The 25,034-nt window shown below is 73.2% G+C and carries 18 protein-coding genes; 3 read left to right on the forward strand and 15 right to left on the reverse strand.

The genetic code is table 11. The features are described 5' to 3' along the window. Positions 1–120 precede the first annotated feature (120 nt). Together dnaJ and hrcA are read right to left on the reverse strand one after the other, a co-directional pair. Positions 121–1,260 (reverse strand): molecular chaperone DnaJ, encoded by a 1,140-nt coding sequence (dnaJ, locus tag ACFZP7_RS12075; protein WP_019326429.1) that lies wholly within the window; start codon positions 1,258–1,260, stop codon positions 121–123. Then, positions 1,261–2,277 (reverse strand): heat-inducible transcriptional repressor HrcA, encoded by a 1,017-nt coding sequence (gene hrcA, locus ACFZP7_RS12080; RefSeq protein WP_355514203.1) that lies wholly within the window; start codon positions 2,275–2,277, stop codon positions 1,261–1,263. Positions 2,278–2,464: 187 nt separating this feature from the next. On the opposite strand from hrcA, the gene ACFZP7_RS12085 reads away from it, so the two are divergent. Beyond that, positions 2,465–3,199 carry an MBL fold metallo-hydrolase gene (locus ACFZP7_RS12085; RefSeq protein ID WP_046250043.1) on the forward strand — a complete coding sequence of 245 codons (735 nt, stop codon included), beginning with the start codon at positions 2,465–2,467 and terminating at the stop codon, positions 3,197–3,199. Between the two features lie 34 nt (positions 3,200–3,233). Next, on the forward strand, positions 3,234–4,037 hold the full coding sequence (locus tag ACFZP7_RS12090) for a DUF3097 domain-containing protein (protein ID WP_031014536.1): 804 nt from the start codon (positions 3,234–3,236) through the stop codon (positions 4,035–4,037). An 85-nt stretch (positions 4,038–4,122) separates the two neighbouring features. On the opposite strand, the gene hemW is transcribed toward ACFZP7_RS12090, so the two are convergent. The 4 genes from hemW to lepA all read right to left on the reverse strand — a co-directional run bounded on the left by hemW (position 4,123) and on the right by lepA (position 11,722). Then, positions 4,123–5,355 (reverse strand): radical SAM family heme chaperone HemW, encoded by a 1,233-nt coding sequence (gene hemW, locus ACFZP7_RS12095; RefSeq protein ID WP_385634397.1) that lies wholly within the window; start codon positions 5,353–5,355, stop codon positions 4,123–4,125. 60 nt (positions 5,356–5,415) lie between these two features. Then, positions 5,416–7,485, reverse strand: a complete 2,070-nt coding sequence (locus tag ACFZP7_RS12100) for a SpoIIE family protein phosphatase (protein ID WP_385634398.1) — start codon at positions 7,483–7,485, stop codon at positions 5,416–5,418. A gap of 195 nt (positions 7,486–7,680) precedes the next feature. Further along, entirely contained in the window at positions 7,681–9,558 is a 1,878-nt protein-coding gene (locus ACFZP7_RS12105; RefSeq protein WP_046249912.1) for a long-chain fatty acid--CoA ligase, read from the reverse strand. Between the two features lie 295 nt (positions 9,559–9,853). Continuing rightward, complete coding sequence (gene lepA, locus ACFZP7_RS12110; protein WP_029393560.1) at positions 9,854–11,722, reverse strand: translation elongation factor 4; 1,869 nt, start codon at positions 11,720–11,722, stop codon at positions 9,854–9,856. A 287-nt stretch (positions 11,723–12,009) separates the two neighbouring features. On the opposite strand from lepA, the gene rpsT reads away from it, so the two are divergent. Next, complete coding sequence (gene rpsT / locus ACFZP7_RS12115; RefSeq protein ID WP_019326438.1) at positions 12,010–12,276, forward strand: 30S ribosomal protein S20; 267 nt, start codon at positions 12,010–12,012, stop codon at positions 12,274–12,276. 313 nt (positions 12,277–12,589) lie between these two features. Here the strand turns inward: rpsT and holA are convergent, their stop codons facing one another. From holA to leuS, 9 genes are all read right to left on the reverse strand, one after another. Beyond that, positions 12,590–13,579: a DNA polymerase III subunit delta gene (gene holA / locus ACFZP7_RS12120; protein WP_185908386.1), complete on the reverse strand. Its 990-nt coding sequence runs from the start codon at positions 13,577–13,579 to the stop codon at positions 12,590–12,592. A gap of 87 nt (positions 13,580–13,666) precedes the next feature. After that, on the reverse strand, positions 13,667–13,912 hold the full coding sequence (locus tag ACFZP7_RS12125; protein ID WP_086024771.1) for a hypothetical protein: 246 nt from the start codon (positions 13,910–13,912) through the stop codon (positions 13,667–13,669). A gap of 52 nt (positions 13,913–13,964) precedes the next feature. Beyond that, positions 13,965–14,846, reverse strand: a complete 882-nt coding sequence (locus ACFZP7_RS12130; RefSeq protein ID WP_127433687.1) for a YceI family protein — start codon at positions 14,844–14,846, stop codon at positions 13,965–13,967. Between the two features lie 175 nt (positions 14,847–15,021). Continuing rightward, entirely contained in the window at positions 15,022–15,849 is an 828-nt protein-coding gene (locus ACFZP7_RS12135) for an arylamine N-acetyltransferase (RefSeq protein ID WP_385634399.1), read from the reverse strand. 4 nt (positions 15,850–15,853) lie between these two features. Then, on the reverse strand, positions 15,854–18,607 hold the full coding sequence (locus ACFZP7_RS12140) for a ComEC/Rec2 family competence protein (RefSeq protein WP_385634400.1): 2,754 nt from the start codon (positions 18,605–18,607) through the stop codon (positions 15,854–15,856). Next, entirely contained in the window at positions 18,604–19,731 is a 1,128-nt protein-coding gene (locus tag ACFZP7_RS12145; RefSeq protein WP_385634401.1) for a helix-hairpin-helix domain-containing protein, read from the reverse strand. The genes ACFZP7_RS12140 and ACFZP7_RS12145 overlap by 4 nt, the downstream gene beginning before the upstream one ends. Before the next feature lie 169 nt (positions 19,732–19,900). After that, on the reverse strand, positions 19,901–20,746 hold the full coding sequence (locus tag ACFZP7_RS12150) for a DegV family protein (protein WP_086878817.1): 846 nt from the start codon (positions 20,744–20,746) through the stop codon (positions 19,901–19,903). A 96-nt stretch (positions 20,747–20,842) separates the two neighbouring features. Then, positions 20,843–21,577 (reverse strand): hypothetical protein, encoded by a 735-nt coding sequence (locus ACFZP7_RS12155; protein ID WP_031014515.1) that lies wholly within the window; start codon positions 21,575–21,577, stop codon positions 20,843–20,845. Between the two features lie 222 nt (positions 21,578–21,799). After that, entirely contained in the window at positions 21,800–24,679 is a 2,880-nt protein-coding gene (gene leuS / locus ACFZP7_RS12160; RefSeq protein ID WP_030972564.1) for a leucine--tRNA ligase, read from the reverse strand. Positions 24,680–25,034 lie beyond the last annotated feature (355 nt).

Below are 25,034 nucleotides of genomic sequence, written 5' to 3' on the forward strand. Positions count from 1 at the left end.
CGCATGTTGTCACGTCCTCCGAACAAGTCCGAATCCGGGCTTCCGTCGGCATACGCCAGGAGCATCCGCATCGGACGGCCCCTGGCGTCACACCCTGTCCGGCACCCGGCCGGTTGCCCGTCAGCGCCCGTTGAAGGCGTCCTTCAGGCGGGAGAAAAGGCCCTGCTGGCCAGGCTGGAACTGCCCTTGCGGACGCTCCTCGCCGCGCATCTTGGCCAGCTCGCGCAGCAGGCGCTCCTGCTCGGGGTCGAGCTTGGTCGGGGTGGTCACCTCGACGTGGACGATCAGATCGCCCCGGCCGCCGCCGCGCAGGTGGGTGACGCCCCGGCCGTGCAGCGGGATCGACTGGCCCGACTGGGTGCCCGGGCGGATGTCGACCTCCTCCATGCCGTCCAGGGTCTCCAGCGGCACCTTGGTGCCGAGGGCCGCCGCCGTCATCGGGATGGTGACCGTGCAGTGCAGGTCGTCGCCGCGGCGCTGGAAGGTCGAGTGCGGCAGCTCGTGGATCTCGACGTACAGGTCGCCGGCGGGGCCGCCGCCGGGGCCGACCTCGCCCTCGCCCGCGAGCTGGATGCGGGTGCCGTTGTCGACACCGGCCGGGATCTTCACGGTGAGGGTGCGGCGGGAGCGGATGCGGCCGTCGCCGGCGCACTCCGGGCACGGGGTCGGGACCACCGTGCCGAAGCCCTGGCACTGGGGGCAGGGCCGCGAGGTCATGACCTGGCCCAGGAAGGACCGGGTGACCTGCGAGACCTCACCGCGACCGCGGCACATGTCGCAGGTCTGGGCCGAGGTGCCCGGGGCGGCGCCCTCGCCGTTGCAGGTGTTGCAGACGACGGCCGTGTCGACCTGGATGTCCTTGGTCGTGCCGAAGGCCGCCTCGTCCAGTTCGACCTCGATGCGGATCATGGCGTCCTGGCCCCGGCGGGTGCGCGAGCGCGGTCCGCGCTGCGACGCCGTGCCGAAGAACGCGTCCATGATGTCCGAGAAGTTGCCGAAGCCGCCCGCGCCGAAGCCGCCGGCCCCGCCACCGCCCGCCGCCTGGGACAGCGGGTCGCCGCCGAGGTCGTAGACCTGCTTCTTCTGCGGGTCCGACAGCACCTCGTAGGCGGCGTTGATCTCCTTGAACCGCTCCTGGGTCTTCGGATCGGGGTTGACGTCCGGGTGCAGCTCGCGCGCGAGCCTCCGGAACGCCTTCTTGATCTCGTCCTGGGACGCGTCGCGGCGCACGCCGAGTACGGCGTAGTAGTCCGTGGCCACCTACGACTCCGCCAGGATCTGTCCGACGTACCGTGCCACTGCGCGTACCGCTCCCATCGTTCCCGGGTAGTCCATGCGGGTCGGACCGACCACGCCGAGCTTGGCAACCGCCTCGCCGCCCGAACCGTAGCCCACCGACACGACGGACGTGGAGTTGAGTCCTTCGTGGGCGTTCTCATGACCGATACGGACGGTCACGCCCGGATCCTTCGCCTCGCCGAGCAGCTTGAGGAGCACGACCTGCTCCTCCAGTGCTTCGAGCACCGGCCGGATCGTGAGGGGGAAGTCGTGCCCGAAGCGGGTGAGATTGGCGGTGCCGCCGATCATCAGCCGCTCCTCGTTCTCCTCGACCAGCGTCTCCAGGAGAGTGGAGAGCACGGTGGAGACCGTACCCCGGTCCTCGGCCTCGAAGGCCTCCGGGAGGTCCTCGACCAGCCCCGGCACGTCCGTGAACCGCCGGCCCGCCACCCTGCTGTTGAGCCGCGCCCGCAGGTCCGCGAGGGACGCCTCGCCGAACGGTGCCGGGCAGTCGACCATGCGCTGCTCGACCCGCCCGGTGTCCGTGATCAGCACGAGCATCAGGCGCGCGGGCGCCAGCGAGAGCAGCTCGACGTGGCGCACGGTCGAGCGGGTCAGCGACGGGTACTGCACGACGGCGACCTGCCGGGTGAGCTGCGCGAGCAGCCGCACCGTGCGGGCCACCACGTCGTCGAGGTCGACGGCGCCCTCCAGGAAGTTCTGGATGGCGCGGCGCTCGGGCGCGGTCATCGGCTTGACGCCGGCCAGCTTGTCGACGAAGAGCCGGTAGCCCTTGTCGGTCGGGATGCGTCCCGCGCTGGTGTGCGGCTGGGCGATGAAACCCTCGTCCTCCAGGGCCGCCATGTCGTTGCGCACGGTGGCCGGGGAGACGCCGAGGTTGTGCCGCTCGGTGAGGGCCTTGGAGCCGACGGGCTCCTCGGTGCCGACGTAGTCCTGGACGATCGCGCGCAGCACCTTCAGCCTGCGTTCACTGAGCATCGCGCACACCTCCAGAAGTCGTCCGCCCGTTGTCCTGCCCGTGTGTCCTGGCACTCACGGCGCGCGAGTGCCAGACTTCCCCGGCCCAGTGTACGGCTGTGGGGTACGCCCACGGCAAGGCCGGTCACCGGGCCGGTCGCCGTCGCCGACGCGCCCTCGGCCCGCGTGCCCCGATAGCGTCGCGGTCATGAGCGCGACTTGGGAAGAGCTGGGGTGGGAGCGGCTGGCCCCGGGGGTGGGGCGGTGCCGGCTGCCGGGGTGGGACTGCACGGCGGGGCTGGTCGTCGGCGCGGGCGCCGCGCTGCTCGTGGACGCCGGGTCGAGCCTCGGCGAGGGCGCCCGGTTGCGCGCGGCGGCGCAGGCGCTCACCGGTCACCGTGTGACGCATCTCGCGCTGACCCACCCGCACTTCGACCACGTCTTCGGCGCGGCGGCCTTCGCGGGCGCGCAGGTGTACGGGGCGGTGGGCACGGACGGGATGTTCGCGCGGGGCGGACACGGGCGGGAGGCGCTCCGCGCGGACGCGGAGGCGGAGGGGCTGGACGCGCGGGCGGCGGAGGAGGCGGCCGACGCGCTGGTCCGCGTCCCGCACGAGGTGTGCGGCGAGTGGACCCTCGACCTGGGCGGCGGCCGGCAGGTCCTGCTGGCCAACGTGGGCCCGGGGCACACCGGCCACGACCTCGCGGTGCTGGTGCCGGGCGAGGTGGAGGTCGTCTTCTGCGGGGATCTGGTCGAGGAGTCCGGCGAGCCGCAGGCCGGCCCCGACGCCGTGCCGGCGCAGTGGCCGGCCGCGCTGGACCGGCTGCTGGAGCTGGGCGGTGCGGACGCGCGGTACGTTCCCGGCCACGGCGCGGTGGTGGACGCGGCGTTCGTGCGGGCCCAACGGGACGCGCTGGCCGCGCGTTTCGGCGTGTCGCGTTGATCTCGGCGCGCCCGCTCCTCGTATCGTCATCAGAATGCGCCAGTACTCCGCCGACCTGACCCCTCCGTGGAAGAAATCGCAGCCGGTCCCGGAGGTTCCGGCCGACCCCGGTCTGGTGGTCGAGGAGCCCGGTACCGGCTTCTGCGGCGCGGTGGTCGGCTGCGAGGCCGGCACGGTGACCCTGGAGGACCGCTTCGGCAAGCACCGGGTCTTCCCGATGGAGCCGCGCGGCTTCCTGCTGGAGGGGCGGGTGGTGACGCTGGTGCGGCCGTCGTCCTCCGCTCCGGTGCGGCCCTCCCGTACGGCGTCGGGGTCGGTGGCGGTCCCCGGGGCCCGCGCGCGGGTGGCGCGCGCCGGGCGCATCTACGTCGAGGGGCGGCACGACGCCGAGCTGGTCGAGAAGGTCTGGGGCGACGACCTGCGCATCGAGGGCGTGGTGGTGGAGTACCTGGAGGGCGTCGACGACCTCCCGGCGATCGTCGCCGAATTCGCCCCGGGGCCGGACGCGCGGCTCGGTGTCCTGGTGGACCACCTGGTGCCGGGTTCGAAGGAGTGGCGGATCGCGCAGGCGGTGACGAGCGAGCACGCGCTGGTCGTGGGGCATCCCTACATCGACATCTGGGAGGCGGTGAAGCCGTCGTCGCTGGGGATCGACGGCTGGCCCCGGGTGCCGCGCGGTCAGGACTGGAAGACGGGGGTGTGCCGGGCACTGGGATGGCCGTCCGACAACACCGGGGCGGTGTGGCAGGCGATCCTGGCCCGGGTGGGTTCGTACAAGGACCTGGAGCCGGAGCTGCTGGGGCGGGTGGAGGAGCTGATCGACTTCGTGACGGCGTGAGGCGGACCGAGCCCCCTCGGGCTAGAGGTGGATCCAGCCCCCGGGGTCGGGACAGGAAGAGGCGACCGGGGCGAGAACAGCCCGGTCAGTCCACCAGGTCCCGCACCACCGCGTCCGCCAGCAGCCGCCCGCGCAGGGTCAGCACGGCTCGGCCGTCCTCGTAGGGTCCCGCCTGCAGCAGCCCCTCCGACAGCGCCCGGCGCGACGCCGCGAGCCCCGCCTCCCGCAGCAGGGACAGCGGGACGCCCTCCCGCAGCCGCAGCTCCAGCAGGACGCGCTCCACCCGGCGGTCCTCCTCCGTCAGGACCTCGCGTCCGGCGCCCGGCGACCTGCCCGCCGCGAGCGCGGCCGCGTACGCCCCCGGGTGCTTGACGTTCCACCAGCGCACCCCGCCGACGTGGGAGTGGGCTCCCGGCCCCGCGCCCCACCAGTCGGCGCCCCGCCAGTACAGCTCGTTGTGCAGGCAGCGCCCGGCGTCGGAGGTGGCCCAGTTGGACACCTCGTACCAGTCGAAGCCCGCCGCCGACAGGGTCTCCTCGGCGATCAGGTACCGGTCGGCGTGGACGTCGTCGTCGGTCATGGGGACCTCGCCGCGCCGGATGCGGCGGGCGAGCTGGGTGCCCTCCTCGACGATCAGGGCGTACGCCGAGACGTGGTCGGGTCCGGCGCCGAGGGCCGCGTCCAGGGAGGCGCGCCAGTCGTCGTCGCTCTCGCCGGGGGTGCCGTAGATCAGGTCCAGGTTGACGTGGTCGAAGCCGGCCGCGCGGGCCTCGGCGACGCAGGCCTCGGGGCGGCCGGGGGTGTGGGTGCGGTCCAGGATCTTCAGGACGTGCTGCTCGGCACTCTGCATGCCGAAGGAGATCCGGTTGAAGCCGCCCTCGCGGAGGGTGGCGAGGTAGGCCGGGTCGACCGACTCCGGGTTGGCCTCCGTCGTGATCTCCGCGTCGGGCGCGAGGCCGAACTCGTCGCGGATCGCGTGCAGCATCCGCACCAGGTCGCCGGCGGCCAGGAGGGTGGGCGTACCGCCGCCCACGAAGACCGTGCGGACCTCGCGGGGATCGTCGCCGAGCACCTTGCGGGCGAGGCGGATCTCGTCGGTCAGCGTCTCGGCGTAGTTGTCGCGGGAGGCGAGGACGCCGCCGGTGCCGCGCAGCTCGGTCGCGGTGTAGGTGTTGAAGTCGCAGTAGCCGCAGCGGGTCGCGCAGTACGGAACGTGCAGGTAGAAGCCGAGGGGGCGGTCGGCGGCGCCGGCGAGCGCGGACGCCGGGAGGGCACCGTCGGCGGGGACGGGCTCGCCGTCGGGGAGTGCGGAGGGCATGCGTTCCATTGTCCCGTACGGCCGCCGTTGCTCGGTTGCCCGCCGGGCTCGGCTCCTCGCCTACTCGGCCTGGAGGACCAGCAGCGCCAGGTCGTCCTCCGGCGGCCGCGCCCCGAACTCGTGCACCAGCCGCCTGATCCGCTCGGCGACCAGCCCGGCGTCCAGGCCCGCGCACCCGGCGAGCGCCGTCGCCAGCCCGTCCCCGTCGTCGAACTGGCGGGAGCCGCTGCGCCGCTCGGTGACCCCGTCCGTGACGCACAGGAGGGTGTCGCCGGAGCACAGCTCGAAGGTCTCGCTGGTGTACGTCGCGTCCTCGACCACGCCGAGCAGGGTCTGCGGCTCGGCGACCGCGCGGACGGTGCCGTCGGGGCCGAGGAGAAGGGGCAGCGGGTGCCCTGCGGAGGCGAGGGTGCAGCGGACGCCGCCCGCGTGGGGAACCAGTTCGCCGTAGAGGAGGGACAGGAAGCGGGTCTGGGGTCCGTCGCCCGGGGCAACCGGTGGGCCGCCCGCAGCGACCAGGGCGCGTGCGGCGGCGTCGGCGGCCTCGGTGGCGTCGTCCAGGAGGAGCTGGTTGAGGCGGTCGAGGACGTCGGGGACGCCGTACTCCTCGCGGGCCAGCAGCCGCAGCCAGGGCCGGGCGAGCCCGATGACGACGGCGGCCTCGGGGCCCTTGCCCTGGACGTCGCCGACGGCGAAGCACCAGCGGCCGTCGCCGGCCGGGAAGAGGTCGTAGAAGTCGCCGCTGGGGCCGCCCTTGTCGCACGGTTCGTAGACGAGGGCGCTGCGCACGCCGGGGATCTCGGCGACGGCGCCGGGCAGCAGCCCGCGCTGGAGGACGGCGCTGATGGTGGCCTGGCGGGCGTACTGCCGGGCGGCGCCGATGGCGAGCGCGACCCGGCGGCTGAGGTCCTCGACGAGGCCGGTGATCTCGTCCGGGAAGCCGGCGGTGCCGGACCGCCCGATGACCAGGGTGCCGAGGGGGCGTCCGCCGGCGACCAGCCGGTAGGCGAGGGAGACGCCGTGGGCGCCGTCCGGGCCGAGCGCGTCACCGGGCCAGGGGTGGGCGACGGGGCCGGAGCGCCACGGGTCCCGCGGGCGGGGCGGGTCCTTCTCCAGGGCGCGGCGCAGCTCCTCGATGTGGTTCTCGCCGGCGTGCCAGACGCGGGCCAGCCGCGCGCCCACCACCGCGCCGGGGGCGTCGCTCCAGGCTCCCCGGCCCAGGGACTCGTCCTCCAGCCACACCGCGCACCAGTCGGCGAGCCGCGGCACGATCAGCTGACCGGTGAGGGAGGCGACCAGGTCCTCGTCGAGCTGTCCGGCCAGCAGGTCGGAGGCCTCGGCGAGGAAGGACAGGGCGCCGCGGCCCAGCCACTCGCGGTCGCGGCCGCGCCGGCCGGTACCGGCCTCCCGCTCCGGCGGCGGCCCGGCCGGGGACCCGGAGAAGCGCGGGTCGCGTTCTGCCCCGTACGCCTCGATCCGCGCGGCGGTCCGCACCATGTCCGCCCCGTCCACCACGTCCGCCGCACTCACCACGCCCGCCGCGCCGGCCGCACTCACCACGCCCGCCGCGTCCGCCGCGTCCGACGCGTCGGTCACTCCGGCGGCCTCCGGCGTCTCCCCCGTCTCGGCGCCCGCGGCACGCAGCCGCGCCCAGACGGTCTTGGTGCCCGGTCGGTAGGTGATGCCCCAGGCCTCCGCGAGCGCGGCGACGAGCCGCAGGCCGCGGCCGTACTCGGGGATCTCGTGCGGAGTCTCCTGGTCACCGCTCCTCGGCGCCCGGGAGGGGTGGTGGTCCGTGGCCTCGACGACGAGGGTGCCCGTCTCCTCCAGGCGGCAGACCACCTCGACGTCGGTGCCGGCGTGCACCACGGCGTTGGTGACCAGCTCGCTGACCACCACCAGGGCGTCGGCGGCCAGGTGCTCGGTCCAGTGCCGGGTGCCCGGCAGGCCGAGCGCCGACCAGTCGGTCAGCGCGGCCCGCACCATCTCACGGGCCGCGCCCGGCGCCAGGGAGCTGCCCAGCAGCGTCACGTGCGCCCGCGCGCACTCCCGGGCGGAGACGCCGGCCGGGTGCGCGGGCGCACCGGTGGCGCGGGAGACGGTCTCCCGTTGCGTCGGAATGGCCCCCATGGACGGCTCCCCGGGCAGTGCGTGCGCATACTTCGCAGTCAATGCCGACAGAGTGACAGACCGGCCCCGCCCGTAAGCACGGAGTTACCGAAGTGGGCCGCCATGGGTGAGATCCGTGGTAGGCGAATGCTCGAAGTGGGCCGGAATCCGGACAGTTCCGGGCATCCGCCGCACGGATCACGACACGCGCCCGGGTCACGCCTCGCGCGAGCCCTCGTACATCTCCTCGATCAGGTGCTTGTACTCCCGCTCCACCACGGGCCGCTTCAGCTTCAGGCTCGGCGTGATCTCGCCGTGCTCGACGTCGAGGTCGCGGGGCAGCAGACGGAACTTCTTGATGGTCTGCCAGCGCTGCAGACCCTCGTTGAGCTGCCGCACGTAGCCGTCGACCATCTCGACGGTCGCCGGGGCCGCGACGATCTCCGCGTACGGCTTGCCCTCCAGGCCGTTCTCCTTGGCCCACTCGGTGATCGCGATCTCGTCGAGGGCGATGAGCGCGGTGCAGAAGTTCCGGTCGGCGCCGTGGACCAGGATGTTGGAGACGTAGGGGCAGACCGCCTTGAACTGGCCCTCGACCTCGGCCGGCGCGATGTACTTGCCGCCCGACGTCTTGATGAGGTCCTTCTTGCGGTCGGTGATGCGCAGATAGCCGTCGGGCGAGAGTTCGCCGATGTCGCCGGTGTGGAACCAGCCGTCGGACTCCAGGACCTCGGCGGTCTTCTCGGGCAGCTTGTGGTAGCCCTCCATGATGCCGGGCCCGCGCAGCAGGATCTCGCCGTCGTCGGCGATGCGCACCTCGGTGCCGGGCAGCGGCTTGCCGACCGTGCCGGTGCGGTAGGCCTCGCCGGGGTTGACGAAGGAGGCGGCGGAGGACTCGGTGAGGCCGTAGCCCTCCAGGATGTGGATGCCGGCGCCGGCGAAGAAGTAGCCGATGTCGGGGGCGAGGGCGGCCGACCCGGAGACGCAGGCGCGCAGGTTGCCGCCGAACGCCTCGCGGATCTTGGCGTAGACGAGCTTGTCGGCGACGGCGTGCTTGGTGCGCAGGCCGGCGGGGGCGCTCGCGGTGCCGGTGCGCTTGAAGTTGTCCTGGGTGACCTTGGCGTACTCGCGGGCGACGCCGGCGGCCCACTGGAAGATCTTGTACTTGGCCCCGCCGCCCGCGCGGGCCTTGGCGGCGACGCCGTTGTAGACCTTCTCGAAGATGCGGGGGACGGCCGCCATGTAGGTCGGCCGGACGACCGGCAGGTTCTCGATGATCTTGTCGACCCGGCCGTCGACGGCGGTGACGTGACCGGCCTCGATCTGGCCGGAGGTGAGCACCTTGCCGAAGACGTGCGCGAGCGGCAGCCACAGGTACTGGATGTCGTCCTTGGTGACCAGGCCGGTCGCCGCGATCGCCTTCGCCATGTACGACCAGTTGTCGTGCGGGAGGCGGACCCCCTTGGGCCGGCCGGTGGTGCCGGAGGTGTAGATGAGGGTGGCGAGCTGGTCCTTGGTGAGCGCGCCGACCCGCTTCTCGACCAGCTCGGGGTCCTGTTCGAGACGGGCGGCGCCCCGGCGCTCCAGCTCGTCGAGGGTGAGGACCCAGTCCTCGGAGGTGTCGGCGCCGGCCGCGTCGATCACCACCACGTGGGTGAGGTCGGGCAGCTCGGCCCGCTTCTCCCGGGCCTTGGCCAGCTGGGCGGCGTCCTCGGCGATCAGCACCCGGCTCTCGGAGTCGGAGAGGATGTACGCCGACTCGTCCGCGTTGGTCTGCGGGTAGACGGTGGTCGTCGCGGCACCGGCGCACATGATGCCGAGGTCGGCCAGGATCCACTCGATCCGGGTGGCGGAGGCCAGGGCCACGCGCTGCTCGGGCTGCACGCCCAGTTCGATCAGGCCGGCCGCGATGGCGTGGACGCGCCGGGCGGCCTGCGCCCAGGTCAGCGACTTCCAGTCGTCCGGGCCCTCACCCGAGGCCGACGGCACCGGGTAGCGGTAGGCCTCGGCGTCCGGCGTGGCCGCCACCCGCTCCAGGAAGAGTCCCGCCACGGAGGGCGGACGGTTCTCGATCAGGGTCTGTGTGTCGCTCACGACATCCTCCGTGGGCCCGCGACGGTGCGGCTTGCTCAGGTGCGGCTGGATTTCACTCTCGGGCGGTGGTCGGGCAGGGACTCGGACAGTTGCCCGATCACTTGTTTAACTCACGAGTAACTACGGGGCAGGCATCAGAGTAGAGGGCGAGTGGCCTCGGCGTAAGAGTCCGCACCCTGTCACTTCCTACAGATGCCCGCCCGTGACATGCGAAGGGACCCGCCGCACGTGCGTGCGGCGGGTCCTTTCGTGGCCGTTTTGCCCGGACTCGGCGGGCGGCGGATACGGTGGGCGGCTACTTCTTGGCCTTGCCCGACCCCGCGCTGTCGTCACTCGACAGCACCGCGATGAAGGCTTCCTGCGGAACCTCCACGGAACCCACCATCTTCATCCGCTTCTTGCCTTCCTTCTGCTTCTCCAGCAGCTTCCGCTTGCGGGAGATGTCACCGCCGTAGCACTTGGCGAGGACGTCCTTGCGGATGGCGCGGATGGTCTCGCGGGCGATGACCCGGGAGCCGATGGCGGCCTGGACCGGCACCTCGAACGCCTGCCTGGGGATCAGCTCCTTGAGCTTGGCGACGAGCCGGACGCCGTACGCATACGCCTGGTCCTTGTGGGTGATCGCCGAGAAGGCGTCCACCTTGTCGCCGTGGAGCAGGATGTCCACCTTGACCAGGCTGGAGGTCTGCTCGCCGGTGGGCTCGTAGTCGAGGGAGGCGTAGCCGCGGGTCTTGGACTTTAGCTGGTCGAAGAAGTCGAAGACGATCTCCGCGAGCGGGAGGGTGTAGCGGATCTCCACCCGGTCCTCGGAGAGGTAGTCCATGCCGAGCAGGGTGCCGCGCCGGGTCTGGCACAGCTCCATGATGGCTCCGATGAACTCGGTCGGCGCCAGGATCGTGGCGCGCACGACCGGCTCGTAGACCTCGTTGATCTTCCCCTCGGGGAACTCGCTCGGGTTGGTGACGGTGTGCTCGGTGCCGTCCTCCATGACCACCCGGTAGACCACGTTGGGCGCGGTGGCGATCAGGTCGAGGCCGAACTCGCGCTCCAGCCGCTCGCGGATCACGTCGAGGTGGAGCAGGCCGAGGAAGCCGACGCGGAAGCCGAAGCCCAGGGCGGCGGAGGTCTCCGGCTCGTAGACCAGCGCGGCGTCGTTGAGCTGGAGCTTGTCCAGGGCCTCGCGCAGCAGCGGGTAGTCGGAGCCGTCCAGCGGGTAGAGGCCGGAGAAGACCATGGGCCGCGGATCCTTGTAGCCGCCCAGGGCCTCCTCGGCGCCCTTGTGCTGGCTGGTGACGGTGTCACCGACCTTGGACTGGCGGACGTCCTTCACGCCGGTGATCAGGTAGCCCACCTCGCCGACGCCGAGACCGTCGGCGGCGAGCATCTCCGGCGAGTTGGTGCCGATCTCCAGCAGCTCGTGCGTGGCGCCGGTGGACATCATCCGGATGCGCTCGCGCTTGTTGAGCTGGCCGTCGATCACACGGACGTACGTCACGACGCCCCGGTACGAGTCGTAGACCGAGTCGAAGATCATCGCGCGGGCGGGGGCGTCCTTGACGCCGACCGGGGCGGGGATCTCGGCGACGACCTTGTCCAGCAGCGCGTCGACGCCGAGGCCGGTCTTGGCGGAGACCTTCAGCACGTCGTCGGGCTCGCAGCCGACCAGGTTGGCCAGCTCCTCGGAGAACTTCTCGGGCTGCGCGGCCGGCAGGTCGATCTTGTTCAGCACGGGGATGATCGTGAGGTCGTTCTCCATCGCCAGGTACAGGTTGGCGAGGGTCTGGGCCTCGATGCCCTGGGCGGCGTCGACGAGGAGGATGGTGCCCTCGCAGGCCGCCAGCGACCGCGAGACCTCGTAGGTGAAGTCGACGTGCCCCGGGGTGTCGATCATGTTGAGGATGTGCGTGTTGCCCTCGTCGTGGGACGGGGCCCACGGCAGTCGCACCGCCTGGGACTTGATCGTGATGCCGCGCTCGCGCTCGATGTCCATGCGGTCGAGGTACTGGGCGCGCATCTGCCGCTGCTCGACCACACCGGTCAGCTGGAGCATCCGGTCGGCGAGCGTGGACTTGCCGTGGTCGATGTGCGCGATGATGCAGAAGTTGCGGATCAGAGCCGGGTCGGTACGGCTCGGCTCGGGCACATGGCTAGGGATCGCGGGCACGCAGGGTCCTGATTCTTGAGGCGTCCGCAGTGTCTGCGGTCTCGGGTCGGATCTATACGTAGCTTCCATCGTCCCACGGGTGGGGCGCCGGGACGGTTCTGGGAGGGGTGGCGGGCGGGGTCCGGTCTTCCGCGGGGCCGTCCGCGGGGCCGCGTTTTGGGCGGCTCACCCGCCGCTGGTAACGTGGGGGGCTGTGTCTCATGCCCTCTCAGCACGAGGCACTCCTTCAAGAAATCATCGGCACGGGACCTTCGCGGCCTCGTGCCTGAACCTGCAAAGGCTCATTCGTGGCGAACATCAAGTCCCAGATCAAGCGGAACAAGACCAACGAGAAGGCCCGGCTGCGCAACAAGGCCGTCAAGTCCTCTCTGAAGACCGCGATCCGCAAGGCTCGTGAGGCCGCTGCCGCGGGCGACGTCGAGAAGGCCACCGAGTACCAGCGCGTTGCTGCGCGCCAGCTCGACAAGGCCGTCTCCAAGGGCGTCATCCACAAGAACCAGGCCGCCAACAAGAAGTCGGCCCTGGCTCAGAAGGTCGGCGCCCTCAAGGGCTGAACCCCTTATCTGGTCTGATCGCCGGAAGGACCCAGGGCGGGCCCTCTCTCATCCGCCCCCGTCCGGCACCCAGGATCCATGCGCGGCCTGCGTTCGCCACGCGGGCATGGGTCCGAGAGCTTGATCCGAAGGCCCCGGTGGCCGTCCTTCCCCAGGACGGCGCCGGGGCCTTCGGTGTGCCGGGACGGTGCCGACGGCTCCGGTGCGGGAGCGGGGCCGCCCGTGGCGGAGCGGGGCCACCCCTACCGGAGCAGGGCCGCCCCTACCAGAGCAGGGCCACCCGTACCGGAGTGGGGCCGTCCGTCCCCCGGCGTCAGGTCCGCCCGCGTGAGCGCGCCGCCCGCGCGATGGTCACCACGCACTTCTCCAGGGCGTACTCGGGGTCGTCGCTGCCGCCCTTCACCCCCGCGTCCGCCTCGGCCACCGCGCGCAGGGCCACCGAGACGCCGTCCGGGGTCCAGCCGCGCATCTGCTGCCGGACGCGGTCGATCTTCCACGGCGGCATGCCCAGCTCGCGGGCGAGGTCGGCGGGGCGTCCGCCTCGGGCGGAGGAGAGCTTGCCGATGGCCCGCACGCCCTGGGCGAGCGCGCTGGTGATCAGCACGGGTGCCACTCCGGTCGCCAGGGACCAGCGCAGCGCCTCCAGGGCTTCGGCCGCCCGTCCCTCGACCGCCCGGTCGGCGACCGTGAAGCTGGAGGCCTCGGCCCGTCCGGTGTAGTACCGCCCGACGATCGCCTCGTCGATCGTCCCCTCGATGTCGGCGGTCAGCTGGGAGACCGCCGAGGCCAGCTCCCGCAGGTCGCTGCCGATCGCGTCGACCAGGGCCTGGCACGCCTCGGGGGTGGCCGACCGCCCGGCGGTGCGGAACTCCGCCCGCACGAAGGCCAGCCGGTCGGCGGGCTTGGTCATCTTGGCGCACGCCACCTCGCGTGCTCCCGCCTTGCGGGCGGCGTCCAGCAGGCCCTTGCCCTTGGCTCCGCCCGCGTGCAGCAGGACGAGGGTGATCTCCTCGGCCGGCGCGCCGAGGTACGCCTTGACGTCCTTGATCGTGTCCGCGGACAGGTCCTGCGCGTTGCGTACGACCACGACCTTGCGCTCGGCGAAGAGCGAGGGGCTGGTCAGCTCGGCGAGGGTGCCGGGCTGGAGCTGGTCGGGGGTCAGGTCGCGCACGTCCGTGTCGGCGTCGGCGGCCTTCGCGGCGGCCACCACCTCCTGCACCGCGCGGTCCAGCAGGAGGTCCTCCTGGCCCACGGCGAGGGTCACCGGGGCGAGAGGGTCGTCGTTCGCAGTCTTCCTGGCCATCGCGACAAGCATCGCACGCACCACTGACAACCACGGCGTGCCCTGCGGCCCACCTCGGCGCGGCCCACGGCCGGCCCGGGCGTGCCCCTACGGCTCCTCGCGCCAGCCCTCCCACTCCCCCGCGAACTCGTCCAGCTCGCCGGGGTCCAGCCGCTCCTCCTCGTCGCGCACCACGACGAGCCACTGGGCGTCCTCGGCGTCGTCCTCGCCGGCCAGCGCGTCCCGGACCAGCCGGGGTTCCTCGTCGAGGCCGAAGCGCTCCCCGAGCGCCTGGGCCGCCTCCTCGGCGGCGTCGCGGTCGGGCAGCACCAGCACGTGTCTCACATCGCTCACGGGTGCCATTGTCGGACACCGCGCGGCAGCCCCGGCGGGTGGTCCCGGGAGGTCAGCCCTTGGGCACGATCTGCACGTCGAGGTCGATGCGGATGCTGGGGCCGACCACGGCGATGCCCCGCGCCAGCATCGTCTGCCAGCTGACCGTGAAGTCGTCGCGGTGCAGCTCGGTGGTGGCCCGGCAGGCCGCCCGCGTCTCGCCCTCCATGCCGTTGCCGAGGCCGAGGTACTCGGTGTCCAGCGTGACCGTGCGCGTGACACCGTGCAGCGACAGCGCTCCGGTCACGGCCCAGCGGTTGCCGCCCCGGTGCGTGAACTTGTCGCTGTAGAACTCCAGCGTCGGGAACCGCCGCACGTCCAGGAAGTCCGCGGACCGCAGGTGGTCGTCGCGCATCCGCACGTTGGTGTCGATGGACGCCGCGTCGATCACCACGTGCATCGCCGAGTGGTCCATGTCGTCGGCGATCCGCACCGCGCCGGCGAACGCGTTGAAGCGGCCGTGGATGCGGGCCAGGCCGATGTGCCGTGCGGTGAACGCGATCGAGGAGTGCGTGGGCTCGATCTCCCAGTCGCCCGGCGCGGGCAGCTCCGGGGGCTGGGCCACCTGCAGGGTCACGTCGCCGAGCGACGACAGCATGTCCTCGGCGACCGTCGCGGACGCCCGGTAGGGCGTGTAGCCCTCGGCGGACACGGCGAGCCGGTACTCCCCCGCGGGCACCGTCGCCACGAACGAGCCGAAGGGGTCCGTCCCGCCCCCGACCACCTTGCGCCCCATGGCGTCGCTGACCGAGAACTCCGCGTTGGGCACCGGCTCGTTGACGGGGTCGAGGACCCGGCAGCTGAGCACTCCGGCGTTCGGCGGCGTGGGTACCGCGGCCAGGGGACCCGTCCGTTGCATCCGCCTCGTACGGTTTCCCAGCAAGCGGCCGATCATCTGCGACACCCTCTGTGCGACGTTGGCAATATTCGTTGACAAAGAAACATTCGATCACCGATGTGGCTTTCGAGGCAACACGGGACCACATCACGGGAAACCGGCGCATGTGCCGGGAGTGCGTAGAGGTGGACCCACCCCATGCAGGCCGGTTTCACCCTTATCGACCGGTTCCTCACCGGCGGGGCACGACGGGCACCCGGTCGAGACGGATGCCGAACAGGTCCCGGTACGCCGCCGTCGCCTCCTCGTCCGACACGAGTTCCCGTTCATCACGTCCGCCGTCGGCGGCCGTCGTGGTCAGCCGCCGTCCACTGAGCGTGACCCTGCCCCCGTCCGCCGTGACCCGCGAGCACACCGGCGACCGCAGGAAGTGCGACCGGGGCGAGGTGCTGTGCCACCAGGCGCCGGTCACGAAGTCGGCGAGCGCCCTCGGGCGCGGCTCCACCCGGTACACGGGCTTCCCGTCGCACAGCACGTCCAGGAAGGCCGCGGGTGCCGTGCCGTGGCCGCCGAGCGCCCCGGCCGCGTCCCGCTCCGCCTCGGCGATCCGGAACGTACCGCCCGGGTCCTCCTGATCGCCCCGCTCCTCGAACTCCAGCGGACCGTGGCTGTGCGCCCCGAACCCGACGTCCGCCAGCCAGTCGCCCCGGTCCACCGTCCGCACCCGCAGCGCCAGGTGGTCGTACGGGATGCCGAGCACGCCCCCGTCCCCGTACACCCGCGCCTCCAGCAGGGTCACCTCGTATCCCAGTGCGCTCAGCAACGCGCCGAACAGGCCGTTGAGTTCGTAACAGAAGCCGCCGCGCCGCGCGCCCACGACCTTCTCGAACAGCCGCTCCTCCTCCAGCACGATCTCCTCGCCGAGGTGGACGGACAGGTTCTCGAAGGGAACCGCCCGCAGATGGCTCAGGTGCAGCTCGCGCAGGGCGTCGAGGGTGGGCCGCGCGGGGGCCTCGGTCCCCAGCCGGCGGAGGTAGGCGGCGGTCTGTGATGCGTCCATGCCCTCAGTCTCCCGCCACTCGCAGCGCCTCCCCCGTGCCGCTGACCGCGAGCGCCCCGTCCCGGTCCGTACGGAGCACGGTGGCGCCCCCGGCCCGCAGCGCGGCGACGGTGGCGGGCGCCGGGTGTCCGTACGTGTTGTCCTCACCGCAGCTGATGAGCGCCAGCCGCGGAGCCACCCTCCGCAGCAGGCCGTGGTCCTGGTGGGCGGAGCCGTGGTGGGCCACCTTCAGCACGTCGACCTCCTCCAGCGCCGCGGCGGCGGGTGACCTCGCCAGCGCCTGCTGGGCCGGGGGCTCCAGGTCCCCGAGCAGCAGCAGCCGCAGGCCGGCCGTCCGCACCAGGAGCGTGACACTGGCGTCGTTGGCGCCTTCCGCGCTCGGCGGCGGTGCGGGTGGGCGGGTCGCGGGTGGGCCCGGCACCGCGGCGGCCGGTGGAGGAGTCGGCGGTGGCCACACCACCTCCCAGGACAGCGGGCCGGTCCGCCGTCGCTCTCCGGCGGCGGCGTGCCGCAGGGGGATGCGCCGGGCGGTCGCCTGCCGGTGGACGAAGTCCGCCTGGTCCGCGGGCTCTTCGAGGGCGGTGGTCTCGATCGCGCCCACCGAGCGCCCCCGCAGCACCCCGGGCAGTCCGGCCACGTGGTCTGCGTGGAAGTGGGTGAGCAGCACGAGCGGGACGCGGGTGACGCCGAGGGACCGCAGGCAGCGGTCGACCAGCGCCGGGTCGGGTCCGGCGTCCACGACGACGGCCGTGTCCTCGCCCGCCGCGAGCACCAGGGCGTCGCCCTGCCCCACGTCGCACATCACCATCCGCCAGCCCGGCGGGGGCCACCCGGTGATCACCCGGGTCAGCGGCGGCGGCTGCACCACCGCCAGCACCAGGGCCACCGCGCAGACACCGCACCACCAGGGGTGGGCGAGCAGCCGCCGGCCGAGGAACAGCACCGCCACCGTGACGAGGACGAGCAGCGCCGCGCCCGACCAGGTACCCGGCCAGTCCACTCCCGCACCGGGCAGCGCGGCGCCGGTGCGGGCGATCCCCGCGATCCACTCGGCCGGCCAGCCCCCGCACCAGGCCAGGGTTCTGGCCACCGGCATGGCCAGCGGTGCCGTCGCCAGCGCCCCGAAGCCCAGCACCGTGGCGGGCGCCACCGCGAACTCCGCCAGCAGGTTGCACGGCACCGCCACCAGGCTCACCCGCGCCGACAGCACGGCGACGACCGGCGCGCACAGGGCCTGCGCGGCAGCGGCGGCGGCCAGCGCCTCGGCGAGCCGGGGCGGGAGGCCGCGCCCGCGCAACGCGGCGCTCCAGCGCGGGGCGAGCGTGAGCAGGGCGCCGGTGGCCAGCACGGAGAGCAGGAAGCCGTAGCTGCGGGCCAGCCACGGGTCGTACAGCACCAGCAGGAGGACGGCCGTCGCCAACGCCGGGAGGAGGGACCGGCGGCGCCCCGTGGCCAGGGCGAGCAGGGCGACGGTCCCGCACGCGGCGGCCCGCAGCACGCTCGGGTCCGGACGGCACACGACGACGAAGGCCGACGCGAGCGCCCCGCCGAGCACCGCGGTCGCCCGCAGGGAGATCCCGAGGCGCGGCGCCAGGCCCCGGCGCTCGCTGCGCTGGGCCAGTCCGGGCGGGCCCAGCAGCAGCGCCAGCACGATGGTGAAGTTGGCCCCGGACACGGCCAGCGTGTGCGCGAGGTCGGTCTCCTCGAACGCCTCCTTCAGCTCGGGTGTGACGCGTGAGGTGTCCCCGACGACCAGTCCCGGCAGCAGGGCCCGCGCATCGGCCGGCAGCCCGTCCGTGGCCTGTCGCAGACCGGCCCGCAGGCGTCCCGCGAGCCGTTGCGCGTCGGACGGCCCGGCGAGCACGTCCGGCGGCCCGCCCTCGCCGCGAACCCGCAGCACGGCGGCGACGCGGTCCCCGCGCGTCCTCGGGGGCGCCGTCCGGGCGGTGACGCGGAGCCGGGTGCTGGGCAGGAGTCCCAGCCAGCGGGCGGCGCCGGGGGCCGCACGGGGACGCGGCGCGTCGGGGGCCGCGCCGTCCGGCGGGACCGGCTCCGCCCTCCTCGCGCCCTCCGTGCCCTGCGCGTCCGGCTCCTCATCCCCGCCGACGTCGACGAGCAGCAGCACCGGTGTCCGTGTCCGCACCTGCCGACCGCCGGTCTCGGTCACCCGTCGTACGTCGCCCTCGATCAGCACGGTGGGCGGCACGGCACGGTTGCCCCGGACGGCGGGCCGGGTGAGGCGGGGGTCGGCGGTGATCTCGACCTCCGCGGTGACGGTGGCGTACTGCCGAGCCAGCGCGGGTACGGGTCCGCGGCGCAGGTCGGCGCCGTGCAGCGCGGCCGAGGCCGCGGAGGCGGAGACGCAGAGCAGGAGGGCGGCGACCGAGGCCCGGGACCGCCCCCGTGCCGCCCCGCGTGCGCGCACCGGCAGCAGCAGGAGGACCGCCGCCACCAGACCGGCCGTCACCGTGCCCACGGCCCACCCGGGCGGTGCGCCCAGCAGCAGCGCGGCCGTGGCCCAGGCCGCCAGCGCGGGCGGCACCAGCCGCAGGTCGGCGGGGCCCTCCTGCCGGGGGTGGGCCGCCCCCAGCCGGTGTCCCGAGGCGGCGTGCACGGCGGCGCGCGGGGGCGTCGTCCCGTCGGCCGGGACGCGCCGCCCGCCCGGCCCTCCGGTGCCGGAGTCGCCGGTGACACCAGTGGCATGGGTGACATCGGTGGCACCGGTGGCGCTCGTCCGCGTGTCGGCGCCGGTGCTCATGGCCGCACGAGGTTCCGCAGGTCGGCGAAGCGTCGCTCGCCGATGCCGTTGACCTCGCGCAACTCGTCGACCGAGCGGAATCCGCCCTGCCGGGTGCGGTAGTCGATGATGTGCTGGGCCAGCACCGGGCCGACGCCCGGGAGGGTGTCGAGCTGGTCGGCGGTGGCCGTGTTGAGGGAGACCGGCGCGGCGGGGGCCGCTCCCGCCGCCGTGCCGCCCGATCCGCCCACGCCCCCGGGGCCCGCCGGGCCGGTCCCCGCGGGCGGCGCCGGGGCGCCGACGACGACCTGCTCGCCGTCCACCAGGAAGCGGGCGCGGTTCAGGCCGTCGGTCTTCGTCCCGGGCCGGACTCCGCCGGCGGCGCGCAGGGCGTCCTCCACCCGCGCGCCGGCCGGGAGGCGGTGGACCCCGGGCTTGCGCACCTTGCCGCCGACGTCCACCACGATCTCGCCGCCGGCGGTCGCCTCGACGGTGCCCCCGGGCCCGTCCGTGGCGGTGTCCCGGCCGACCGCCTCGCCCCGACCTCCCGGGACGTGGGTGGCCGCCGCCTCCCGCACCACCTCGGGCGCGGACACCGGCTGGGTGCGGCCGGTCCAGAAGTGCTGCGCGGCGAAGACGGCCGCGACGACGAGCAGGACCGTGAGCGCGATCGCGCTGCGCCGCTCCATCCCGCACCGGGTCTGCAGCCACAGGGGCATCCGGTCCCTCAGCGCCTGCCCGGCACGCTCGCGCCGGGTGAGCGCGCCGGCGACCGGGACGGCCACGGCGTCCGGGGGATCCGCCGCACACGCGTCCGGAACAGTCGCGGCACCCCTGGAACCGGCCGGACGCCGGACGGCTCCCGCCCTGTCCTCCTCCCCCGCCCGCCCGCCGCCCGGCGGGCCCTTGCCCGACTCCCCCCGCACACCGGAACCTTCGCCGAAGATCGCCTCCGCGCGCAGACGGAGATCCTCCGCCTGCGGAGGCCGGCGTCCGTGCCGGCTGCGGCCGGAGGGGCCGGAGGGGGAGGAAGGGCCGAAACGGGAGCGGGGTGCGCGGCGGTGGCGGGTCCGGCCGTCGGAGGCCGGTCCGCGGCCCGGGCCGCTGGTCGGGTGTGCCCTGCGGGCGCGTGAGCGAAGAGACATGCGACGAGGATCGGACACCTCGCCGTCCCCGCGATGATCATGCTCGATTCCCGGGGACTACCGACGGGTTGTGGACAACTCCGGCCCTCACACGGGTCCTACCACCGGTGCCGGGCGACGCCCCTCACCACGACACGCCTCACCGCCACGCCCCTCACCGCGACACGCCTTACCGCGACGCGACCACGACCCCCAGCAACCCCGGCCCCGTGTGCGCCCCGATCACCGCGCCCACCTCGCTCACATGCAGGTCGGCCAGTCCCGGCACCCTCTCCCGCAGGCGCTCCGCCAGGGCCGACGCCCGGTCGGGGGCGGCGAGGTGGTGGACGGCGATGTCCACGGGCGCGCCGCCCGCGCGCTCGGCGACGATCTCCTCCAGCCGGGCGATGGCCCGGGACGCCGTGCGGACCTTCTCCAGCGGCTCGATGCGGCCGTCGGCCAGCCGCAGCAGGGGTTTCACCGCGAGTGCGGAGCCGAACAGGGCCTGGGCGGCGCCGATCCGGCCGCCCCGGCGCAGGTAGTCGAGGGTGTCGACGTAGAAGTAGGCGGAGGTGCCCGCGGCCCGCTTCTCGGCGGCCGTCACCGCCTCGTCCACCGTCCCGCCCGCCTCCGCGGCCTCGGCCGCGGCGACGGCGCAGAAGCCGAGAGCCATCGCGATCATGCCCGTGTCCACGACCCGCACCGGGACCGGCGCCTCGCGCGCGGCGACGACGGCCGCGTCGTGGGTGCCGGACAGCTCCGCGGAGAGGTGGAGGGAGACGATGCCGTCGACGCCGGACGCGGCGATCCGGCGGTAGGTCTCGGCGAAGACCTCGGGTGCGGGACGGGAGGTGGTGACCGGCCGCCGCTTCTGCAGCGCCTGGGCCAGCGAGCGGGTCGAGATCTCGGTGCCCTCTTCCAGCGCCCGGTCGCCGAGGACGACGGTCAGGGGTACCGCGGTGATGCCGTGCCGCTCCATCGTCCTGGCCGGGAGGTAGGCCGTTGAATCCGTGACGATCGCGACATGGCGGGACATGAGCTGGAGGTTACCTGGCGTAGCGCCCATCCGGCAGCCCGGCCCCGAGGACCGATGTTCACGGGGCCGTGACCAGCTCCGTGACCCCGTCCGTGCTCAGGTCGTGTTCTCCGGGCGGGCCTGCTTCTGCCACGGATACACCGGGCCGGGGGCGGGCGGGGTGATCGCGGGGCGCGCGGGCTCCTCGGCGGGCTCCCGTCGCGATTCCCGGGGCGGGCTCTGCGGGGCGGTGTCGGCGGCCGGCGCCTCGGGCCAGGGCGGCGGCGCGGTGGCCGGCCCGGGCTCGGTCTCGGTCCAGTGCCGCAGCGCGCCGGCCTCGACGTCGATCTGCGCGCTCAGCGCGTCCAGGTCGTCGTCGGCGAAGCGGCGGGCGCGGTCCCGGGCCGCCCAGCGCAGGGACTCGGCCGACCGGGAGATGCGCTCGGTGCGCTCCCGCAGCTCGGGCAGGCGCTGGGCGAGTGCGGCGCGGTCGGGCTCGGACTCCAGCCGCCTCAGCTCGCCGTCCAGCTCGAAGCCGTGCGCGCTGAGCCGCTGGAACAGGGCCAGGGACTCCTTCAGGGACTCGTCCTCGGCCACGCCCGCGTGCAGCGCGTCCTGGGTGGCCCGCATCGACGTGCGCAGGGTGAGCCGCAGTTGGGCCAGCTCGGCCGCCGGACCGACCTGGACCAGGGACTTGGCCCGCAGGGTGTGGTCCTCGACCGTGCGGCGGGCCTGGGTGATGCCGCGGTCCACCGTGCGCTTGGCGGCGCCGACGGCCTTGACCGTCGCGTAGACACCCAGCACCACGGCGAGCAGGAAGAGCAGGGCGAATACCGTGATCGCTGCTTCCACGAAGCTCCTCCTCCGAGCGTCCGGCCGGCCGGACGACGGACCGGCAGACCACGGCGCTCTCCGCGCCGCTCTTCCACGGTAAACGCAGCGGGCAGGCCCAGGGTTCCGACAGAACCCCGAACCTGCCCGCACTCGTCCCTGAACCGGCCCCAGTCCACCCCGTAGGGGCTGCCCGGCACCGGCCCCGGGCAGCCCGTACGGGCTGCCCGGTCCTCCCGGCCGCTACGCCGGAACGATGTTCACCAGCTTCGGCGCCCGCACGATCACCTTGCGGATGCCGGCGCCGCCCAGCGCGGCCACGACCTTCTCGTCGGCCAGCGCCGTCTTCTCCAGGTCCTCCTCGGAGATGGACGGGGCGACCTCCAGCCGCGCCTTGACCTTGCCCTTGATCTGCACGACGCAGGTGACGGTCTCGTCGACCACGTACGCCGGATCGGCCACCGGGAAGTCCTGGTGGACGACCGAGTCGGTGTGGCCCAGCTTGCGCCACAGCTCCTCGGCGACGTGCGGGGCCAGCGGCGCGACCATCAGCACCAGGCGTTCGGCGACGGTGCGCGGAACGGGACCGCCGACCTTCGTCAGGTGGTTGTTCAGCTCGGTGACCTTGGCGATCGCGGTGTTGAACCGCATGCCCTCCAGGTCCTGCCGCACCCCGTCGACGGCCTTGTGCAGGGCGCGCAGGGTGCCCTCGTCGGGCTCCGCGTCCACCACGGTCACGTCACCGGTGGCCTCGTCCACGATGTTGCGCCACAGCCGCTGCAGCAGCCGGAACTGGCCGACCACCGCGCGGGTGTCCCACGGCCGGGAGACGTCCAGCGGGCCCATGGCCATCTCGTACAGGCGCAGGGTGTCGGCCCCGTACTCGGCGCAGATCTCGTCCGGGGTGACCGCGTTCTTCAGGGACTTGCCCATCTTGCCCAGCAGCCGGGAGACCTTCTCGCCCTGGTAGTAGTAGGCGCCGTCGCGCTCCTCTACCTCCGCGGCGGGCACCGCGATGCCGCGCGCGTCGCGGTAGACGTACGCCTGGATCATGCCCTGGTTGAACAGCTTGTGGAACGGCTCGGCCGAGGAGACGTGCCCCAGGTCGAACAGGACCTTGGACCAGAAGCGGGCGTACAGCAGGTGCAGCACGGCGTGCTCGGCGCCGCCGACGTACAGGTCGACGCCGCCGTGCGGCTGACCCTCGCGCGGGCCCATCCAGTACTGCTCGATCTCGGGGTCGACCAGCTGCTCGCTGTTGTGCGGGTCCAGGTAGCGCAGCTCGTACCAGCAGGAACCGGCCCAGTTGGGCATGGTGTTGGTCTCGCGCCGGTACTTCTTCGGCCCGTCGCCCAGGTCCAGGGTGACGTTGACCCAGTCCTCGTTGCGCGACAGCGGCGTCTCCGGCCGGGTGTCCGCGTCGTCGGGGTCGAAGGTGCGCGGGGAGTAGTCCTCGACCTCGGGCAGCTCCAGCGGCAGCATCGACTCGGGCAGGGCGTGGGCGATGCCGTCCTCGTCGTAGACGATCGGGAAGGGCTCGCCCCAGTAGCGCTGGCGGCTGAACAGCCAGTCGCGCAGCCGGAAGTTGACGGTGCCCCGGCCGGAGCCGGTGCGCTCCAGCCACTCGGTGATGCGCGCCTTGGCCTCCACCACGGGCAGGCCGTCCAGGGAGACGTCCGCACCGGAGGAGTTCACGATCTTCGCGTCGTACGAGGCGAACGCCTCGTCCCACGTCGAGGTGTCCGTCCCGCGGCCGTCGGTCGGCTCGACCACGCAGCGGATCGGCAGCTCGAAGGCGCGCGCGAACTCGAAGTCACGGGTGTCGTGCGCCGGCACGGCCATGATCGCGCCGGTGCCGTACCCCATCAGGACGTAGTCGGCGATGAAGACGGGGACCCGCTCGCCGTTGACCGGGTTGGTGGCGTAGGCGCCGATGAAGACACCGGTCTTGTCCTTGGCCTCGGCCTGCCGCTCGACGTCGGACTTGGACGCGGCCTGCGCGCGGTAGGCGGCGACGGCCTCGGTCGGGGTCGCGTGGCCGCCGGTCCACGCGTCGTGCGTGCCCTCGGGCCAGGCGGCCGGGGTGAACTTCTCGACCAGCGGGTGCTCGGGCGCCAGCACCATGTAGGTGGCGCCGAACAGGGTGTCGGGGCGGGTGGTGAAGACGGTGACGTGCTCGCCGTCGATCGGGAAGTCGACGCGGGCGCCCTCGGAGCGGCCGATCCAGTTGCGCTGCTGCAGCTTGATGGCCTCGGGCCAGTCCAGCTGGTCCAGGTCCTCCAGCAGCCGGTCGGCGTAGGCCGTGATCCGCATGTTCCACTGGCGCAGCTTCGACTTGAAGACGGGGAAGTTGCCGCGCTCGGAGCGGCCGTCGGCGGTGACCTCCTCGTTGGCCAGCACGGTGCCCAGGCCGGGGCACCAGTTGACGGGCGCGTCGGAGGCGTAGGCCAGGCGGTACTCGCCCAGGACGTCGGCGCGCTCGCCCTCGGTCAGCTCGCCCCAGGCGCGGCCGCCGGGGACGGCGCGCTCACCGGACTCGAACTGGGCGACCAGATCGGCGATCGGGCGGGCCTTCTTCGCCTCGTCGTCGTACCAGGAGTTGAAGATCTGCAGGAAGATCCACTGGGTCCACTTGTAGTACTCCGGGTCGATCGTGGCGAACGACCGGCGCTTGTCGTGGCCCAGGCCCAGCCGGCGCAGCTGGCCCTGCATGTTCTTCATGTTGGCCTCGGTCGACACCCGCGGGTGCGTGCCGGTCTGCACGGCGTACTGCTCGGCGGGCAGGCCGAAGGCGTCGAAGCCCAGGGTGTGCAGGACGTTGTGGCCGGTCATCCGCTGGAAGCGGGCGAAGACGTCGGTGGCGATGTACCCCAGGGGGTGGCCGACGTGCAGACCCGCGCCCGAGGGGTACGGGAACATGTCCATGATGAACTTCTTGGGCCTGGCGGCCAGCTCCGGATCGCCCGCCAGGTCACCCTTGGGGTTCGGTGCGTCGTACGTACCCTCGGCGTCCCAGAAGTCCTGCCAGCGTGCCTCGATCTCGGCGGCCATCGCGGCCGTGTAGCGGTGCGGCGCGGCGTCCGCCGCCATGGGGGCGGTCGCCGCGGGGTTCGTCTCGCTCATGATCCTCAAAGCTCCATCGATCGTCTCTGCCAGCGGCCGCGACATTCATGACCAGCGGCTGCGATTGCCGGGAAATGAAAAATCCCCTCGCACAGGAGGGGACGCCGCGCCGATTCCGACCGCCGGAACGGACCGGGGTCGGGACTGATCAGCGCGGCTCGCTAAGCAGAAGGCGTACGGCACGCATGGCGTCAGGGTACCGCAGTCGCCGAGCAGGCTGCGAGGGGCTTCCGGCCGGGGCCCCTCGGGTCCTCCACGGCCCCGGCGCGGCGCCGCGACCTGAACCAAGGTCAAAGGTTACTTCGCGTAACGACCAGTAAAGGGACAAGACCACGAGTGCATTGTCGTTTGATAA

This window comes from Streptomyces sp. SudanB5_2050, from assembly GCF_964272335.1.
In the GTDB taxonomy this organism is placed as follows: Bacteria; Actinomycetota; Actinomycetes; order Streptomycetales; family Streptomycetaceae; genus Streptomyces; species Streptomyces rochei.

Excerpts from the sequence above, each read along its gene's own strand:
- holA (WP_185908386.1), bottom strand. The coding sequence starts at position 13,579 with ATGGCCAGGAAGACTGCGAACGACGACCCTCTCGCCCCGGTGACCCTC.
- ACFZP7_RS12100 (WP_385634398.1), bottom strand. The coding sequence starts at position 7,485 with ATGGGGGCCATTCCGACGCAACGGGAGACCGTCTCCCGCGCCACCGGT.
- ACFZP7_RS12130 (WP_127433687.1), bottom strand. The coding sequence starts at position 14,846 with ATGATCGGCCGCTTGCTGGGAAACCGTACGAGGCGGATGCAACGGACG.
- ACFZP7_RS12145 (WP_385634401.1), bottom strand. The coding sequence starts at position 19,731 with ATGTCTCTTCGCTCACGCGCCCGCAGGGCACACCCGACCAGCGGCCCG.
- hrcA (WP_355514203.1), bottom strand. The coding sequence starts at position 2,277 with ATGCTCAGTGAACGCAGGCTGAAGGTGCTGCGCGCGATCGTCCAGGAC.
- ACFZP7_RS12150 (WP_086878817.1), bottom strand. The coding sequence starts at position 20,746 with ATGTCCCGCCATGTCGCGATCGTCACGGATTCAACGGCCTACCTCCCG.
- ACFZP7_RS12085 (WP_046250043.1), top strand. The coding sequence starts at position 2,465 with ATGAGCGCGACTTGGGAAGAGCTGGGGTGGGAGCGGCTGGCCCCGGGG.
- leuS (WP_030972564.1), bottom strand. The coding sequence starts at position 24,679 with ATGAGCGAGACGAACCCCGCGGCGACCGCCCCCATGGCGGCGGACGCC.
- ACFZP7_RS12090 (WP_031014536.1), top strand. The coding sequence starts at position 3,234 with ATGCGCCAGTACTCCGCCGACCTGACCCCTCCGTGGAAGAAATCGCAG.
- hemW (WP_385634397.1), bottom strand. The coding sequence starts at position 5,355 with ATGCCCTCCGCACTCCCCGACGGCGAGCCCGTCCCCGCCGACGGTGCC.
- ACFZP7_RS12135 (WP_385634399.1), bottom strand. The coding sequence starts at position 15,849 with ATGGACGCATCACAGACCGCCGCCTACCTCCGCCGGCTGGGGACCGAG.
- ACFZP7_RS12140 (WP_385634400.1), bottom strand. The coding sequence starts at position 18,607 with ATGAGCACCGGCGCCGACACGCGGACGAGCGCCACCGGTGCCACCGAT.